Source organism: Gallaecimonas pentaromativorans (assembly GCF_003751625.1).
GTDB classification, from domain to species: Bacteria; Pseudomonadota; Gammaproteobacteria; order Enterobacterales; family Gallaecimonadaceae; genus Gallaecimonas; species Gallaecimonas pentaromativorans.
Genome location: NZ_RJUL01000011.1, coordinates 1 through 14821 on the forward strand (window position 1 = coordinate 1; position 14821 = coordinate 14821).

At 58.9% G+C, this 14821-nt stretch carries 19 protein-coding genes and 1 pseudogene; 10 read left to right on the forward strand and 10 right to left on the reverse strand.

What is annotated here, in order from left to right:
• Positions 1-436 precede the first annotated feature (436 nt).
• The 4 genes from EDC28_RS17205 (at position 437) to EDC28_RS17220 (ending at position 2938) form a co-directional block, all read left to right on the forward strand.
• Positions 437-991 carry an RNA polymerase sigma factor gene (locus EDC28_RS17205; RefSeq protein ID WP_123422420.1) on the forward strand — a complete coding sequence of 185 codons (555 nt, stop codon included), beginning with the start codon at positions 437-439 and terminating at the stop codon, positions 989-991.
• Positions 981-1319, forward strand: coding sequence for a hypothetical protein (locus EDC28_RS17210; protein WP_123422421.1), 339 nt, complete (start codon positions 981-983; stop codon positions 1317-1319). Before EDC28_RS17205 ends, EDC28_RS17210 begins: the two co-directional genes overlap by 11 nt.
• Before the next feature lie 2 nt (positions 1320-1321).
• On the forward strand, positions 1322-2143 hold the full coding sequence (locus EDC28_RS17215) for a PDZ domain-containing protein (protein ID WP_123422422.1): 822 nt from the start codon (positions 1322-1324) through the stop codon (positions 2141-2143).
• 93 nt (positions 2144-2236) lie between these two features.
• On the forward strand, positions 2237-2938 hold the full coding sequence (locus EDC28_RS17220) for a 2OG-Fe(II) oxygenase (protein WP_050658992.1): 702 nt from the start codon (positions 2237-2239) through the stop codon (positions 2936-2938).
• Here the strand turns inward: EDC28_RS17220 and EDC28_RS17225 are convergent.
• From EDC28_RS17225 to EDC28_RS17240, 4 genes are all read right to left on the reverse strand, one after another.
• Positions 2935-3495, reverse strand: coding sequence for a hypothetical protein (locus tag EDC28_RS17225; RefSeq protein ID WP_123422423.1), 561 nt, complete (start codon positions 3493-3495; stop codon positions 2935-2937). The two genes, EDC28_RS17220 and EDC28_RS17225, sit on opposite strands and share 4 nt — an antisense overlap.
• A gap of 106 nt (positions 3496-3601) precedes the next feature.
• The gene (locus tag EDC28_RS17230) at positions 3602-4165 is read right to left on the reverse strand and encodes a hypothetical protein (RefSeq protein WP_123422424.1); all 564 of its coding nucleotides are present in this window, start codon (positions 4163-4165) and stop codon (positions 3602-3604) included.
• Between the two features lie 70 nt (positions 4166-4235).
• On the reverse strand, positions 4236-5312 hold the full coding sequence (locus EDC28_RS17235) for a rhomboid family intramembrane serine protease (RefSeq protein ID WP_050658989.1): 1077 nt from the start codon (positions 5310-5312) through the stop codon (positions 4236-4238).
• 9 nt (positions 5313-5321) lie between these two features.
• Positions 5322-5894 (reverse strand): hypothetical protein, encoded by a 573-nt coding sequence (locus tag EDC28_RS17240; RefSeq protein ID WP_050658988.1) that lies wholly within the window; start codon positions 5892-5894, stop codon positions 5322-5324.
• 152 nt (positions 5895-6046) lie between these two features.
• Here EDC28_RS17240 and gorA point away from each other — a divergent pair, with 152 nt between their 5' ends.
• The 5 genes from gorA to EDC28_RS17265 all read left to right on the forward strand — a co-directional run bounded on the left by gorA (position 6047) and on the right by EDC28_RS17265 (position 10854).
• Positions 6047-7402 (forward strand): glutathione-disulfide reductase, encoded by a 1356-nt coding sequence (gene gorA, locus EDC28_RS17245; RefSeq protein WP_123422425.1) that lies wholly within the window; start codon positions 6047-6049, stop codon positions 7400-7402.
• 71 nt (positions 7403-7473) lie between these two features.
• Positions 7474-7686: a hypothetical protein gene (locus EDC28_RS17250; RefSeq protein ID WP_050658986.1), complete on the forward strand. Its 213-nt coding sequence runs from the start codon at positions 7474-7476 to the stop codon at positions 7684-7686.
• Between the two features lie 72 nt (positions 7687-7758).
• Positions 7759-9789: an oligopeptidase A gene (gene prlC, locus EDC28_RS17255; protein WP_123422426.1), complete on the forward strand. Its 2031-nt coding sequence runs from the start codon at positions 7759-7761 to the stop codon at positions 9787-9789.
• Positions 9789-10475: a DNA-3-methyladenine glycosylase I gene (locus EDC28_RS17260; RefSeq protein ID WP_123422427.1), complete on the forward strand. Its 687-nt coding sequence runs from the start codon at positions 9789-9791 to the stop codon at positions 10473-10475. The genes prlC and EDC28_RS17260 overlap by 1 nt, the downstream gene beginning before the upstream one ends.
• Before the next feature lie 22 nt (positions 10476-10497).
• Positions 10498-10854, forward strand: a complete 357-nt coding sequence (locus tag EDC28_RS17265; protein WP_123422428.1) for a HopJ type III effector protein — start codon at positions 10498-10500, stop codon at positions 10852-10854.
• On the opposite strand, the gene EDC28_RS17270 is transcribed toward EDC28_RS17265, so the two are convergent.
• Genes EDC28_RS17270 through EDC28_RS17280 form a run of 3 tightly spaced genes read right to left on the reverse strand, consistent with a single transcriptional unit; the run spans position 10806 to position 12203 of the window.
• Positions 10806-11339, reverse strand: coding sequence for a flavodoxin family protein (locus EDC28_RS17270; RefSeq protein ID WP_123422429.1), 534 nt, complete (start codon positions 11337-11339; stop codon positions 10806-10808). The genes EDC28_RS17265 and EDC28_RS17270 overlap by 49 nt on opposite strands.
• Complete coding sequence (locus EDC28_RS17275; RefSeq protein WP_123422430.1) at positions 11336-11749, reverse strand: VOC family protein; 414 nt, start codon at positions 11747-11749, stop codon at positions 11336-11338. Before EDC28_RS17275 ends, EDC28_RS17270 begins: the two co-directional genes overlap by 4 nt.
• A 16-nt stretch (positions 11750-11765) precedes the next feature.
• Positions 11766-12203, reverse strand: a complete 438-nt coding sequence (locus EDC28_RS17280) for a VOC family protein (RefSeq protein ID WP_050658980.1) — start codon at positions 12201-12203, stop codon at positions 11766-11768.
• A gap of 245 nt (positions 12204-12448) precedes the next feature.
• On the opposite strand from EDC28_RS17280, the pseudogene EDC28_RS17285 reads away from it, so the two are divergent.
• Positions 12449-13084: pseudogene (locus tag EDC28_RS17285) on the forward strand (class I SAM-dependent methyltransferase); the annotation flags it as partial.
• Here the strand turns inward: EDC28_RS17285 and EDC28_RS17290 are convergent.
• The 3 genes from EDC28_RS17290 to EDC28_RS17300 are packed head-to-tail and all read right to left on the reverse strand — an operon-like array spanning position 13077 to position 14718.
• Positions 13077-13727, reverse strand: coding sequence for a hypothetical protein (locus tag EDC28_RS17290; RefSeq protein ID WP_123422432.1), 651 nt, complete (start codon positions 13725-13727; stop codon positions 13077-13079). The pseudogene EDC28_RS17285 and the gene EDC28_RS17290 sit on opposite strands and share 8 nt — an antisense overlap.
• 9 nt (positions 13728-13736) lie before the next feature.
• Positions 13737-14300: a hypothetical protein gene (locus EDC28_RS17295; protein ID WP_050658977.1), complete on the reverse strand. Its 564-nt coding sequence runs from the start codon at positions 14298-14300 to the stop codon at positions 13737-13739.
• Positions 14263-14718: a hypothetical protein gene (locus EDC28_RS17300; protein WP_123422433.1), complete on the reverse strand. Its 456-nt coding sequence runs from the start codon at positions 14716-14718 to the stop codon at positions 14263-14265. The genes EDC28_RS17295 and EDC28_RS17300 overlap by 38 nt, the downstream gene beginning before the upstream one ends.
• Positions 14719-14821 lie beyond the last annotated feature (103 nt).

Genomic DNA, 14821 nt, shown 5'->3' on the forward strand with positions numbered 1-14821 from the left:
ACCGCCAGGCACCTAATAAACGAAGAACCCCAGCCTTACGGCTGGGGTTTTTTCGTTTATAGCGCCCAACGGCGCCCACCCGCCCATCACGGCCATCGCCGCAAGCGGTGTGGCATGGCGACGCACGTCCTTGTGCGTCGTCCCTGCGGGACCGTGCTGCGCACGTCCAAGCGCCGGTTCCCGACGCGCTTGTCGCCGCCGCTTCGTTAGCTTCTACCAGGCGTTCATTAGCGCCAGACTCCTTGTGCGACCTCATTAATCTTTCCTCATTGCCATCTTTCGACAGCTAGGCTCCTTTCCTGATGCGCCTTGCATTGACGCTGGGCGGCGCGGTGTTTTCAGGCAACTGTCTGTCCACAGACAGATTTTTTGTGCCTTTGGTTGTCACACTTTGGTGGCTGCTATCGTCTTATGACCAAAATCCAGTGGAGAAGCTGTGGCGACGGGCTTTGCAAGGGACATCGACAAAGACGTGATCCGGCGTGCCGCCAAAGGGCAGCGCCGGGCGCAGCGCCAGCTATTCGAGGTGTTCTACGACCCGGTTTATCGCCTGGCGTTGGCGATGACCCGCCATGAGGCGGATGCGCGGGATCTGGTGCAAGACGCCTTTATCAAGGCCTTCACGGCCTTGCCGTCCTTGCACGAGCCCGGCGCTTTTGGTGGTTGGCTGAAAAGGCTGGTGGTCAACCTGGCGCTCGACGGTTTTAAAGGGCGGCGCCTTGACCAAAGCCTCGACAGCGCCGAATTGGCGCCGGACTGGAGCAATGCCACCGAGCAACTGGCGGTACTGGACGATATCGATGCCTTGCTGGTCCGGCTGCCGGATCTGGAGCGGGCGCTGGTTTGGCTCTATGCGGTAGAAGGCTTTGAGCACCGAGAGCTGGCTACCCTTTTTGCCATGAAGGAAGCGGCGGTGCGCCAGCGTTATCGCCGGGCCCTGGCAAAACTGGCGGTCTGGGCAAGTAATGGAGATTGGCAAGATGCAGGCTGAACAGGATTTTGAGCGGCACTTAGCAGTCCGCTTACAGCGACTACCCAGCCAACCCTTGGATGAAGCCTTGTGGCAGGGCATTGACGGCGTGCTCAAGCATCCGGTGCGGATATGGCCTTGGGCGGGCTCGGCGGCGGTGGCGCTGCTGGCACTGCTGCTTTGGCCAAAGCCTGAGGTGGCCGGCACCATTGTGCCTTACGAATTGACCCAGCAAGATCGGCAATTGCAGCAGGCTTACCTTTATGGCGATTCCGACCAGGCGCTCAATGCCCAGTGGCAGCGGCGCCAGCAGATCCTTGATGACATGGCATCACGCCCTGAGGAGTAATCATGAGAGCACTTTGGTTGTTGGGCTTACTGGCCCTGACTTCGCTGCCGACCCTGGCGGCCGATAACGACGCCGAGCAGTTGGCCCGAGAGCGGGCTCGGGCGGCTGTGATGGCGGCAGAGACCGACGGCAACATCAAACACCAGGTACTGGAAGAGCCTGCCCGGCGCTTTTACGACTGGGGCGCGGTGATGAACAAGGATTTCGAGGTGGTGGCGGTAACACCGGGTTCCGACGCCGCCCAGATGGGCATTCAAAAAGGCGACAAGGTGTTGTCGGTTAATGGCAAGCTGACCAACAGACGCGAACTCAAGGACGTGCTGGCCCAGCTCAATGAGCTGGAAAACGGCGCCGCCCTTAGCGTGCAGGTGCAAAGGGGCAAGGAGAAGAGCAGTTTTTCTACCGAAGTACACGTCAAAGTGATCCCCGCCTGGCGCCTGGAGATCCAGCCTAAAGCCGCCACTGCCGCCGTCGACCATGGCCAGTGTGGCCGGGTATCGGTGTTCTTTACTCCGCCCCAGGCCCGCGACCTCTACCCTGCCTATGTGAACAGTATCGACGGCAAGGGGGTACTGCGTACCATCGACAGCTTCGAGCTGTCCCCTGGGCGCCACACCATAGCCCTGCATGAGCTCATTACCGATTACCGCCTGTCTCATCGCGGTATGGGGATGGAGAACGCCAAGCTGCTGACCATCGATGTCGAGCCCAACAAGGTCTATTACATGGCAGCGAAGTTTCTTCCCGAGAACCGCTTCAAGACCTACAAGTCGCAGTTCTGGGAGCCGGTGATGTGGAGGGTGGCTGACAAGGCCTGCCCTTGAGGCTGAACAAGAGGCGGCCAAGGCCGCCTTTTCCTTTTCATTTGCCGGGGGGCAAGGCAAGGTAGGGGCTCTGGATAGGGAAGTTAAAAGACCATGCAATTTATTGAAGTGATTGACAATGCCTTGCCGGCCGACCTTTGTGACACGCTGCTGGCCCGCTTTGCCGAAGAGCCGGCGGTGGCGCCGGGCCTCACCGGTGGCGGCGTTGATACCAGCAAGAAGCGCAGCCGCGACATCACCTTGGACAGGCACCCGCACTGGCAGGACATGCACCAGGCCATCATGGCGCAGACCTATCCCCATATCCGCGCCTATCTGGACAAGCATTTTATGCTGCTGATGGGAGCGGTATCGCCTCAGGTGGTACACCCGGCAACGGGCCAGCCGGTCACCCTCACCCCCGAGAATTACCTGGAGGCCGGGCGCCCCAACCTGGATGCCCTGGTGCGCCATTTCTACCGCAGCGGCTATATCAACCTGCAACATTACCAGCAGCAAACCGGTGGTTACCCCCATTGGCATTCCGAGGTGTTCCCCCAGTCGCCTCACAACGAGCCACTGCACCGGGTATTGCTGTGGATGTATTACCTCAATGACGTGGCCGATGGCGGCGAGACCGAGTTCTTCTACCAGCGCCACCGGGTGCAGCCCAAAAAAGGCCGCATGGTTATCGCCCCGGCCGGCTTTACTCATAGCCACAGGGGTAACGCCCCCCTGTCGGGGGACAAATACATCCTCACATCCTGGGTGATGTTCAACCGCGCCGAGCAGCTCTACGGCAACGCCAAAGGTTAATTGACGGTCACCCCGAGGCTGGCTAGCTGCGCCTTGAGCAGGTCGGTGTCGGCCTGCATGTCCTTGAGGGTGTGCTGCTCCATGTCATCGGCCAGGGCCCGCAGCCGGGGCACAAAGTAGGCGCGGGCATAAATGGCCTTTTCCCCTTTACCCACCAGTTCGTCAACGCCGGCATAAAAACGCCGGGCGGCGGTGAGAAATTCGCTGGGAGTTTGCAGGGTCTGGTCGGAATAACGCATGTTGTTCCAGATAAAGGTCTGCAACCTGGGGTGATATTCGGTGAGGTCGAACGGCCGTTCCTTTTCCACCGCATCGGCGTACTCGCGGACGATACGCACGTTGTCGGCTAGTTCGTCGTGCAACGAGCGGCGCAGGTAGTAATTTTTTTGCTGATCGTCGATATCGCTGAAGGTAATGGCCTGGCTCAGGCCCTGCTGGGCGGCCAGGTAAACCCCCAGCACGGTGGCCAGCAGCATAAAAACCTGGCCGACCCAAAAGCCGGTTTTTACCAGCTCGGAGTTATCCAGCCGGGGCCGGGTTTTTTGCTCGCTTTCCATAACAACCACATCCGTGCGTCTTGAATTGAGGCGTTATTATGGCCAGCGGCCCGGCCCTGGCAAGGGTCTATCTCCCTGAATGCAGGAAGAAAAGTCTCAATTTGCCTCACTCAACGGCAACGTTGTTGGCGTTTAGGTCCCGCTTCAACGCCGCGGTGTTGGCGGCCAGGTCCTTGAGCGCCCCTTGCTCGATGGCATCGGTCTTCTTGGCCAGCAGATCCAGGAAGTAGTCACGGCCATAGGTGCGGTGCTCGCCTCTGTCTATCAGGTGCTTAATCTGGCTGTAGTAACGGCGCACCGCCGAGAGGTAGGCGCTGGGGGTTTGCAGGGTGTTGCTGTTGAACTTCATGGCGTCCCAGATATAGAACTCCAGCTGTGGGTGGTAGAGCTTCAGATCGTAAGGTTTGTCTTCCTTCACCGCTTTGATGTAATCGCGGATCACCTGCACGTTGTCGGCCAGCTCGTCATGCAGTGAGCTGCGCAGGTAATAGTTCTTTTGCAGATCGTCGATGTCGCTAAAGGCGATGGCTTGGCTCAGGCCTTGTTGCGAGGCGAGATACACACCCAGCACGGTGGCCATCAGCATAAAGATTTGCCCTACCCAGAAGCCGGTTTTCACCAGTTCCGAGTTGTCCAGTTTCGGGCGGCGTTTGGGGGAGTTTGTTGCCATGGTCGGGTCCTTCTTTTTACAGCTACAGCAAATGAATCAGTGCAAAAAACCGGGCCTGGGCCCGGTTTGGTCAACGAGAGACCATCAATTTGGGATGGTCCAGTACCAGCAATACCGGGTAGCGGCGTCGCACCCAGCCCAGCAAGGCCCAACCCAGCAGCAGGCCAGCGGCAAAGCCGCCCAGGTGCGCCATGTAGGCTACGCCCTGGCCGCCGGTCGCCATGCCAAGAATGTTGATGCCCACCCAAATCAGGAAGAATACCCAAGGGGGCAGCTTCTTCTGGTAGACAAAGAACATGAAGGTGATGCTGGCTTTGCGAAACCACAGCAGGTACATGCCAAACAGGCCGGCAATGGCACCTGAGGCACCAATGGTGGGGATAACCGACGCTGGGTCAATCAGGGTTTGGGCCAGGGCCGCAGCCAGGCCGCAAAGGAGGTACAGCCCCAAAAAGCGCCAATGGCCCAGAGCATCTTCAAGGTTGTCGCCGGTTAGCCACAGGAAGTACATATTGCCAATAAGGTGCATCCAACTGCCGTGCAGAAACTGGCTGCTAATAAGCGCGCTTAAGTGCTCGCCGTGGCTGACCTCGTTGGGCACCATGGCGCCGCCATAGAACAGCTCACCAAGCTCCGGCGAGAGGATGCCGGCAATGAAAATAAGGCTGTTTACCAATACCAGCAGCCAGGTCATCCAGGGGCGTCGCTTAGGCTTGATGTTGTATTCCACCGGCATCTGGGTCAGGAATTGGAACACCCAGGTCTTCCAGTTTACCTTGCCGTTCAGCTGGCCAAGGTGGCTGTGCAGCTGGCTGGCGTTGTGGGTTTCTTCCAACTCGTCTTTGTCTATCCAAAGCCCATGGCCATTGGGGCAGCGATCCACTTCCACTTCGTAGCCCGGCAACAGGTGGTTGCGCACCATCAGTTCGCTACAAGTGGGGCATTTGAGGGTGGTTTTCCCCAAATCGTAGCCCGGAGCACTTTCTACTTCGACCTTGTCGTAGTCGTCATCGGCGGCGGCCAATACTTGGTCAAGTTCGCCTTTATCAAACCACAGGCCACCGCATTGGCGGCAGACGTCGACTTCTTCACCGTGATAGCGGGTGGGTTGCAGCTTGGCTGTTTGGCAATGGGGACAGTTCTTCATGGGTTGGGGTTACTCCACTGAGATGCCGGATTTTTGTAAGTCGCCTTTAAGACCCTGAATGTTTTGTTCCAGGCCCTTGAGGGTGGTTTGTTCGGCGGCGTCGGTTTTTTCTTTAAGCTGTTGCAGGAAGTAACCGGTGCTAAAACTCATGTGCTCGCCGTTATCAATGATTTCTTCGAGTTCGGCATAATAGCGGCGCACGCCGGCGATGTACTCGCTGGGGGTCTGCAGGGTGTTGGGGTTGTACTTCATGCTCTCCCACACGTAAAACTGCAGGCGCGGGTGGTAGCGCTTGAAGTGCATGGGGCTTTGGTCCTTGATAACGTCAGCGTACTGGCGCACCAGCTTGATGTTGTCGGCCAGTTCGTCGTGCAAGGAGCGGCGCAGGTAATAGTTCTTTTGCTGGTCGTCCAGGTCACTGAAGGTGATGGCCTGGCTAAGTCCTTCCTGGGAAGCGAGGAATACCCCCAGTACGGTGGCGATCAGCATGAACACCTGGCCAACCCAGAAGCCGGTTTTGGTGAGTTCGGAATTGTCGAGCTTGGGGCGGCGCCCCGGGCGGGATACAGCATCCTTGTCCATCTACAGCGTCCTTACATTGTCCTTGAACAAAATCTAGCCGCGCATCTTAACGATTATGACAATCTGAGGCAACGGCAGCGAAAGCGGGCAAGTTTCGGCATAATGCCCTCACGCTAACGTGGCCTGGTCACAGCAAAAACTTGGAGAGCAGCATGTCCCAATACCAATACGACCTCTTTGTCATCGGCGCCGGCTCCGGTGGCGTCAGGGCCAGCCGCATGGCGGCAGCCACCGGCGCCCGGGTCGCGGTGGCCGAAGGCAGCGCCATGGGCGGGACCTGCGTCAACTTAGGCTGCGTACCGAAAAAACTCTACGCCTACGCCGCCGATTACGGCCACGGCTTTATTGATGCCCGCGGCTTTGGCTGGCAATCGGCGCGCCCGTCCTTTGACTGGCAACAGCTCAAAGCCAACCGCGCCACCGAGATCTCCCGCCTCAACGGCATTTACGACGGTCTGATGGACGGCGCCAAGGTCACGGTTTACCGCGACTTTGCCACCATCAAAGACGCCCACACTGTTACCGTTGCCGGTACCGACATCAGCGCCGAGCGCATTCTGGTGGCGGTGGGTGGCTGGCCCTTCGTGCCCGATATCGCCGGTAAAGAACACGCCATCACCTCCAACGAGATTTTTGACCTGGCCCAGTTCCCGGCGCGCCTAGCGGTGGTGGGGGGCGGCTATATCGCCTCTGAATTTGCCTCCATCTTCCATGGTCTTGGCAGCCAGGTGACCCAGATCTACCGCAAAGACAAACTGCTGCGCGGCTTTGATGAAGACATCCGCCAGTTTGTGACCGACGAAATGGCCAAAGACGGCATTGCCTTTCGCTTTAACAACAACGTCGCCGCCATCGAGAAAACCGCCACCGGCCTGCTGTTGCAACTGGACGACGGCGAGTCGCTGGAAGTTGACCAAGTGCTCTTTGCCACCGGCCGGGTGCCGCGCACCATGAATCTGGGCCTCGAAGCCGTGGGCGTTGAGCTCAGTGAAAGCGGCGCCATCAAGGTCAATGATCGCTTTCAAAGCAGCGTGCCCAGCATCTACGCCCTTGGCGATGTGATTGACCGCTTCCAGCTCACCCCGGTGGCCCTAGCCGAGGCGATGACGGTGGTCAACCAGCTGTTTGGCGACGGCACCCGGGTGATGGACTACGAGACCATTCCCACCGCCGTCTTTACCCACCCCAATGTGGGCACGGTGGGCCTCACCGAAGCCCAGGCCCGAGAAAGGTACGGCGATATCGCCCTTTTTAAATCCGATTTTCGGCCCCTCAAACACACCTTGTCTGGCAGCAGCGAGCGCAGCTTTATGAAGCTGATTGTCGATAGGGCCTCAGACCGGGTGGTGGGCCTGCATATGGTGGGGGCAGAGGCGGGTGAAATTACCCAGGGTTTCGCGGTGGCCATGAAGGCCGGCGCCACCAAGGCGGTGTTTGACAGCACCATCGGCATTCACCCCACCTCCGCCGAAGAGTTCGTCACCATGCGCACCGAGGCAAAAGGGTAAACAAATATGTCGGCTGGTTTTGGCAACCTGAATATAAGGTAAAGTAGGTTCATCGATATCGGGAGGATGGTATGAACGTCTTTGTCTTTATTTTATCGGTGGTTATCGTGGTCACATTGGGGCGCATCATCCGTGCCTGGATGGCCAGCAAGGCCAGCCAAACCAGCCAGCCGGACCCTGAATTGAACCGGGAGATGGTCCAGCTCAAAGAGCGGGTAGCGGCGCTGGAGCGCATCGTTACCGACAGCGAATATCAGCTGAAAAAAGACTTTGAGAAACTTTAAGGGGTAGCCTTACCCCTTGATTTCTCTGAGTCTGGCCTCATGTGAGTAAGACCTGGACAAAGAGAAATCATCATGTCGAATCCGTTATTAGAAAATCCTGTCCTGCCCCCTTTCAGTGCCATCAAGGTTGAGCATATCAAGCCTGCCGTTGAAGCCTTGCTGGCCGAATGCAAAAGCGCCGTTGAAGCCGTGGTGGCCAGCACCGATGAGCCCAGTTGGCAGACCCTGATTGAACCCCTGGAAGAAAGCAACGACCGCCTGGCTAAGGCTTGGTCGCCGGTGTCGCACCTCAATTCGGTGATGAGCAGCCCCCAGTGGCGCGAAGCCTACGAGTCCTGCCTGCCGCTGCTCAGCGAATTCTCCACCTGGGTTGGCCAGCACCAGGGCCTTTTTACCGCCTATAAAAAACTGGCTGACAGCCCCGCCTTTGCCACGCTTTCTGCGGCCCAGCAAAAGGCCGTGAACAACACCCTGCGCGATTTTCGTCTGGGCGGCGTTGATCTCGCCGACGATAAAAAGCAGCGCTATGGCGAAATCAAAGCGCGGCTGTCTGAGCTTTCCAGCAAGTTCTCCAACAACCTGCTGGATGCCACCCAAGCCTGGCAAAAGCACATCGTTGATGAAGCGGAGCTTACTGGCCTGCCGGATGACGCCAAGGCCATGCTCAGCGAAATGGCCCAAAGCAAAGGCAAAGACGGCTACCTGCTGACCCTGGATATCCCCGTCTACCTGGCGGTTATCACCTACGCCGACAACCGCGCCCTGCGCGAAGAGATGTACCAGGCTTACTGCACCCGCGCCTCCGACCAGGGCGATGCCCAGTTCGACAACAGCGCCCTGATGGACGAAATCCTGGCGCTGCGCCATGAGCTGGCCCAGCTGCTGGGTTTTGCCAACTACGCCGAGCTGAGCCTGGCCACCAAAATGGCCCAAAGCACCGATCAGGTGCTGAGCTTCTTGAACGATCTTGCTCGCCGCTCCAAGGCCCAGGGCCAAAAGGATCTGGACGAGCTCAAGGCCTTTGCCGCCAGCAAAGGCTGTGAAGACTTCAAATCCTGGGATGCTGGCTACTACGGCGAGCAGCTCAAGGAAGCCCGCTATGCGGTGAGCGACGAGAAGCTCAAACCCTATTTCCCAGAAACCAAAGTGGTGTCCGGCCTCTTTGCGGTGGTGAACAAGCTGTTCGGTATCGAGATTCAGGAACGTAAAGACGTCGACCTCTACCACCCGCAGGTGCGTTTTTTCGAGATCCACAAAGACGGCGAGCATCTGGGCAGCTTCTACCTCGACCTCTACGCCCGTGAAGGCAAGCGCGGCGGCGCCTGGATGGACGACTGCCGTGGCAGCCGCGTTCTTCCGGACGGCTCTCGCCAAAAACCGGTGGCCTATCTCACCTGTAACTTCTCGCGGCCCATCGGCGGCAAACCGGCGCTGTTTACCCACAACGAAGTCACCACCCTGTTCCACGAGTTCGGCCATGGCCTGCACCATATGTTGACCAAGGTGGAGGTGTCCGAGGTAGCCGGCATCAACGGTGTGCCCTGGGACGCGGTAGAGCTACCCAGCCAGTTCCTGGAAAACTGGTGCTGGGCGCCGGAGGCGCTGGCCATCATCTCCGGCCATGTCGAAACCGGCGAGCCGCTGCCCCAATCCTTGCTGGACAACCTGCTGGCGGCCCGCAACTTCCAAAGTGCCATGCAGATGCTGCGGCAGTTGGAGTTTTCCCTGTTCGATTTTCGCCTGCACGCCGAGTACGACCCGGCCCAGGGCGGGCGAGTGCAGGCCATTTTGGATGATGTGCGCAGCCAGGTGGCGGTATCGGTACCACCCAGCTACAACCGCTTCCAGCACGGCTTTGCCCACATCTTTGCCGGTGGCTACGCAGCCGGTTATTACTCCTACAAGTGGGCCGAGGTGCTGAGCGCCGATGCCTTTGGCCGCTTCGAGGAAGAAGGGGTATTCAACCCCAAAACCGGGCAGGACTTCCTCGACTGCATCCTCAGCCAGGGCGGCTCCAAAGAACCGATGGAACTGTTCAAGGCCTTCCGTGGCCGCGAGCCGTCGGTTGAGTCGCTGCTGCGCCACAGCGGGATAGCGGCCTGATGCGCGAGCCCTTTGCCAAAATCTGGGCGCGCGCCTCAGACCGTAAGGGCGGCGACGCCGCCCTTGAATCTTTGTTGCGCCCACCGGCCCACTACGGCTCTCTCGATACCCTCACTGACGACCGGCTGCTGGCGGCGTTTACCCGCCAGATCTTCCAAAGCGGCTTTGTGTGGCGGGTAGTAGAGAACAAGTGGCCGGATTTCGAGGCGCTGTTTTTTGGCTTTGATATCGAGAAAATGCTGCTGCTCCCCGATGAAATGTGGGAGCAAAAAGCCCAGGACCCGCGCATCATCCGTAACCTCTCCAAGGTGATGACCATCCGCGAAAACGCCCAGATGCTGGCTGATTTGGCCGACAAGCACGGCAGCGCTGTGGCTTGGCTCAAGGCCTGGCCCAGTAGCGATCTGGTAGGGCTTTGGCAGTATCTCAAGCGTCACGGCAAACGCCTGGGCGGCAACACCGGGCCTTATGCCTTGCGCCGGTTGGGGGTGGACTGCTTTATGCTGAGCCAGGATGTGGAGCAGTACCTCAAGCACACCGCCATTTTCGATGGCGGCGTTACCAGCCAGAAATCCCAGCAGGCTATTCAGGCCGCTTTTAATGCCTGGCAGCAAGAATCCGGCCGCAGCTTTAACGAGATCAGCCAGACCATCGCCTATTCGGTGGGGGATAACCTGGCCAATTAACGCCTTGGCTGTAAGGAACCCCATGTCTTTTGCTTCTTTGGATGCGCTCAAGGCGCAACTGGCTACCAGCCCCGACACCATTGAATTTGCCGACGTTATCGCCCTTATCGATGCCGAGTTCGTGTTCACCCCCAGCGCTTTTGGCAACGGCGAGGTGAACAATGAGGCGGGCCAGAACAACGGTTCGTGCAAGCTGCTGGCCCTTGGCCAATACCTTGAGCTGGATAAAGACCAGACCCTGGCCCTGTTTGGCCGCTTTTACCGCGAGGACGTGCTGGGTAACCCTGGCGGCAGCGACCACGCCAATATCCGCAATTTCATGCAAAGCGGTCAGGCCGGGGTGGCGTTTGCCCAGTTCCCGCTGGTTGCCAAGGCGTAGTCGGCCTTGAAGGGGTGGCTGGCGGCCACCTTGGCCAGCATGGCGCCGTCCAGGCCTTTGCTGGTGTCCAGGTAACTCATGCCTTGGTAATGCATCCCAAGGTAGTCAAAAGTCAGCCTAAACGGCTCTTCAAAGCAGGGCGGGGGCACTCTGGCGCCACCGCTGGCAATCACCCCGGCTGCCTTGCCCCTTAATTGTCGCCCTAGCGCCTTGTGGTGGTTCAACAGATCGGTAAGGCGGTCCAAAAACACCTTCATCGGGCCGCTCATGCTGTACCAGTACAGGGGGCTGGCCAAGAGGATGCGGTCATGGCGCAGCAGCTCTTCGATTAGCCCAAGAAAGTCATCGCCGCGGCCATCACCGCGATAGTCATAGGGCCTTATCTGATAGTCGTTCAAATTCAGTGTTTTAAAGCCAATGGCCTCGCACAGGGCGGCGGTGTAGCCGTTGCCGCGGGCGCTGCCCAGCAGGGTGATGGTGTTCATGAACGTTCCTTTCCGGCGGCTGGCTGTTGCACGCCTTGAATGTTGACCCGCCAAGGGGGATTGAGCCGGTTTTGACCTGCCCAGAACAGTTTGATCTTGTTACCGGCCGGGTCTTTCAGTACCGCTTCTCGCCACAAGTAAGGCTGGTCCTGGGGCTCTTGTTCAAAGGCGATCCCCTTGGCTTTAAGCCGTGCCACCTGGGCATCTAGATCTTCACATTCAAAATAGATAACAGCGCTGTTGGTGCAGGGTGCGCTTTGCTCTATCAGCGAAAAGCTGGCTTCCCCCTGAGGGCAGGCGAAGCGGGCGTAATGCGGGCTATCGACTATCTGGGTAAAGCCAAGGTCCAGATAGAAACGGTTGGCCAGGGCCAGGTCGTGGACCGGCAGGGTGACTTGGTTAAGGTTCATGGCTCGTTCCTTGGATTTAGCTATAGCTGTGGCGCAGCGCCTGATCTTCGGTTTGGTATTCAATCAGCTCCAACATCAAGCCGGTGGCTACCTGCACATAGGCCCGTCTACGGCCGGGGTGAGGCGGGCTTTCCTTGGCTAATAACCCCAGTCGTTCGGCCCGTTGCAGGCAGGCAGCCAGATCGGTCACCACAATGCCGAGGTGGCTGAAGTAAGGCTGAGGGTTGGGAATGAAATCGGCGTTATCTGGCGGAGCCTGCAACGCCAGATAGCTGTGCTCGGTGCCCACATGGGCCCAGTCCAGCTCAAAGGGGCGGTTGCCGAAGGTAGGCTGGATAAATTCGCGGCGTCGGGCCCGAAGCCGCCAGGCCGGGAACAGCGCCAGCAGGGCGTCAATGGTGGCGGACAGGTTCGGCACCGTGATGTTCTGGTGTTCGACATAGGGCGCGGTCATGAGGCAATTCCTTTTACAAAGTTATTTGTTTATTTAATCTGGCTCCCTTCACTTGTTTTGTAAAGTAAATTGTTTATTTAATGCTTGGGGCCGTTGTCGCCAGCCGGGCAGGGCAGTAGACTTGCCCCGCCCAACAGGAGAAACCCATGGCCGTGCCTCTTATCTGCGAAAGTCCCGCCCGCGAGTCCCAGGCCGAGTTATTGCGCCAGCGCTACGGCTTTTCAGCAGAGCTTGGCGAGGCCCCTTGCGTGTTGGTGCTCACCGAAACTCGCCTGGAGCTTCGCAAGACCGACGAGCCCAAGCTGGGGGCCATTTTTGTCGATTTTGTGGAAGGGGCGGCGGCGCACCGGCGTAAGTTTGGTGGCGGCCGGGGCCAGGCCATTGCCAAGGCGGTGGGGCTGAAAAAGGGCGCCAATCCTTCGGTGATTGACGGCACCGCCGGCCTTGGCCGCGACGCCTTTGTGCTGGCTACCCTGGGCTGCATGGTGACTTTAGTGGAGCGCCACCCGGCGGTAGCCGCCTTGTTGGAAGATGGCCTTGAGCGCGCCAGGGGCAGCGAGGTGGACGATATCGCCGCCCGCATGACGCTGCATTTCGGGCCTTCGCTGGATGTGCTGCCGAGTCTTCGCGCCGATGTGGTGTACTTGGACCCGATGTACCCGCACCGGGAAAAGTCGGCGCTGGTGAAAAAGGAAATGCGCATCTTCCAGACCCTGGTGGGGGCCGACTTGGATGCCGATGCGCTGCTGGCGGCCGCCAGGGCGGCAGCGCGCGTTAAGGTGGTAGTAAAAAGGCCCGATTATGCCGAGCCTTTGGCTGGGGTGAAGCCTGCTTCCTCTGTGCCCACCAAGAAAAACCGCTTCGATATCTACCCTATTTAAGGGCCAGGCTCAGGTCGTCGGTCAGTACCAGCCAGCGGCTGCCGTCCCATTTCACTTCACCGTTGAGGGGGGAAGCCAGGCCAACATCGGCCTGGGGGCTGACGGCAACGAGGTAAAAGCCGCTGTCGTCACTGAGCTTTTTGCATTTGAGTACCTGTTGGTCGGCGCCAAAGCCGCGTTTATCGGCATCGCTGCCCAAGGTGCGTTGGTCGGCCTCGCTACCCAAGGCGCGGCCGTCGGCAGCGCTGCCAAAGCCGCGTTTATCTGCGTCGCTGCCGAGCGTCCGCTGGTCGGCGCTACTGCCAAAATCGCGTTGGCCGGCGTCATCCCCAAAGGCGCGATCGCCGGCGTCGGCGCCGAAGCCGCGTTTGTCTTTGTCATCACCGAAACTTCTTTTATCAGCGCTGCTGCCAAAGGCCCGCTTGTCGCTGCTGGCGCCCAAATCACGCTGGTCGGCACCGCTGCCAAAGCCGCGTTTGTCTTCACTGGCACCAAAGCCCCTGCTGTCTTGCTTGGCGCCAAGGGTGCGTGACGGGATGCAGTCGGCCGGAATGGCAAACCAGGTGTTGCCGATGCGCAGTGTCGGCTCGGCCTGGGCGGTGGCTGAGAGCAGCAGGGTAGCCAGCAACAGATAGCTTTTCATGGCGATTCCTTAAAAGGGATAGGCCGACATCCACAGTGCCCAGCCGTACCAGTGTTTCTCGCTCTTGGAGCCGCTGCTCCAGGAGGCGGTCCAGTACATGCGCTCAAAGGCTACCGAGGTAACGCCATTACGGGCCGCCGTCAGTTTGTCTTCTGGGATCTGCACCATGTAGGAGCGGGCACCGGGGCCGTGGGCACTGACAACGGCCTGATTGAACAGTAATACGCCATAGAGCGGCTCGCTGATCCCCTGCTGATAGATGCGAACCTTGCGGGCGCCACTAGCCAGGGCATTGTTGTAGTTCTCCAGCAGCTTATCGTCGCTGGCGAAGGCATTGCTGTTTTTCCAGCCGTAGATATCAAAGGGGGTAGTGAAGCGCTGGCCACCTTGCAGGGTGAAGCTACCGTCTTCGGCGACGATCTTGATGTCTTTATTGGCCACCACGCCGCCTGGCACTTTCACCGGCGACCAGTTAGTGGTGTCGTAGGAAGCCGGTTCGCTGGCTGAGCCCGCGGCCAGCAGAATGAAAAGGGCACTAACGGCCAGCGAGGCCAGGGTTTTCCATAGGGTCATGGTTTTGCTCCATTGCAGAGTTTGAAAGAAAGTGTGCCGCCGGCACGGCCAGCGATATTGCTGCCATGTCCAGCCAATCGAAGGTGCCCGGCAGCCAGCCTGGCCATTGGGTCAGCTCGGTGCCAAGGGCCAGGCTCAGCGCCCACCAGGGCTTTTGGTGGCCGAGGCGAGCAAGGGAGGCGGTGAGTGCGAAGGCCCAGCAAAAATCGGGCAGCACGGCGCTGATAACAGGAATTTTCGGGAGCAAAAGCCATTGGCGCAGGTTGTCTAGCCCCTGGCTGGCAGCTGGCCAATAGATCCCGAGCCACGACTCCACCAAGGTGCCTGGCCGCCAACACAGGTAGCAGTAAAAACCCACCAGCAGTGGCAGCGCGATCAACCCGTTGCGGCGGTGGAAGAGGGAATGTGTCGGGGGCATCTTCTTGATTGATAAATTTTTATTTATCAATTGTAATTTAGATGTTTCATTTGGCAACTGCATTTGCTGTGTTGCCTTAATGACAGCGCGCCCCGGGGTGGCG

Bases quoted from the DNA above. Each gene is read 5' to 3' on its own strand.
- EDC28_RS17265 (WP_123422428.1), top strand. From the start codon at position 10,498: ATGTCTTTTGCTTCTTTGGATGCGCTCAAGGCGCAACTGGCTACCAGC.
- EDC28_RS17225 (WP_123422423.1), bottom strand. From the start codon at position 3,495: ATGGAAAGCGAGCAAAAAACCCGGCCCCGGCTGGATAACTCCGAGCTG.
- EDC28_RS17215 (WP_123422422.1), top strand. From the start codon at position 1,322: ATGAGAGCACTTTGGTTGTTGGGCTTACTGGCCCTGACTTCGCTGCCG.
- EDC28_RS17290 (WP_123422432.1), bottom strand. From the start codon at position 13,727: ATGAAAAGCTATCTGTTGCTGGCTACCCTGCTGCTCTCAGCCACCGCC.
- EDC28_RS17275 (WP_123422430.1), bottom strand. From the start codon at position 11,749: ATGAACCTTAACCAAGTCACCCTGCCGGTCCACGACCTGGCCCTGGCC.
- EDC28_RS17210 (WP_123422421.1), top strand. From the start codon at position 981: ATGCAGGCTGAACAGGATTTTGAGCGGCACTTAGCAGTCCGCTTACAG.
- EDC28_RS17250 (WP_050658986.1), top strand. From the start codon at position 7,474: ATGAACGTCTTTGTCTTTATTTTATCGGTGGTTATCGTGGTCACATTG.
- EDC28_RS17235 (WP_050658989.1), bottom strand. From the start codon at position 5,312: ATGAAGAACTGTCCCCATTGCCAAACAGCCAAGCTGCAACCCACCCGC.
- EDC28_RS17280 (WP_050658980.1), bottom strand. From the start codon at position 12,203: ATGACCGCGCCCTATGTCGAACACCAGAACATCACGGTGCCGAACCTG.
- prlC (WP_123422426.1), top strand. From the start codon at position 7,759: ATGTCGAATCCGTTATTAGAAAATCCTGTCCTGCCCCCTTTCAGTGCC.
- EDC28_RS17300 (WP_123422433.1), bottom strand. From the start codon at position 14,718: ATGCCCCCGACACATTCCCTCTTCCACCGCCGCAACGGGTTGATCGCG.
- gorA (WP_123422425.1), top strand. From the start codon at position 6,047: ATGTCCCAATACCAATACGACCTCTTTGTCATCGGCGCCGGCTCCGGT.
- EDC28_RS17260 (WP_123422427.1), top strand. From the start codon at position 9,789: ATGCGCGAGCCCTTTGCCAAAATCTGGGCGCGCGCCTCAGACCGTAAG.
- EDC28_RS17240 (WP_050658988.1), bottom strand. From the start codon at position 5,894: ATGGACAAGGATGCTGTATCCCGCCCGGGGCGCCGCCCCAAGCTCGAC.
- EDC28_RS17270 (WP_123422429.1), bottom strand. From the start codon at position 11,339: ATGAACACCATCACCCTGCTGGGCAGCGCCCGCGGCAACGGCTACACC.
- EDC28_RS17220 (WP_050658992.1), top strand. From the start codon at position 2,237: ATGCAATTTATTGAAGTGATTGACAATGCCTTGCCGGCCGACCTTTGT.
- EDC28_RS17230 (WP_123422424.1), bottom strand. From the start codon at position 4,165: ATGGCAACAAACTCCCCCAAACGCCGCCCGAAACTGGACAACTCGGAA.
- EDC28_RS17295 (WP_050658977.1), bottom strand. From the start codon at position 14,300: ATGACCCTATGGAAAACCCTGGCCTCGCTGGCCGTTAGTGCCCTTTTC.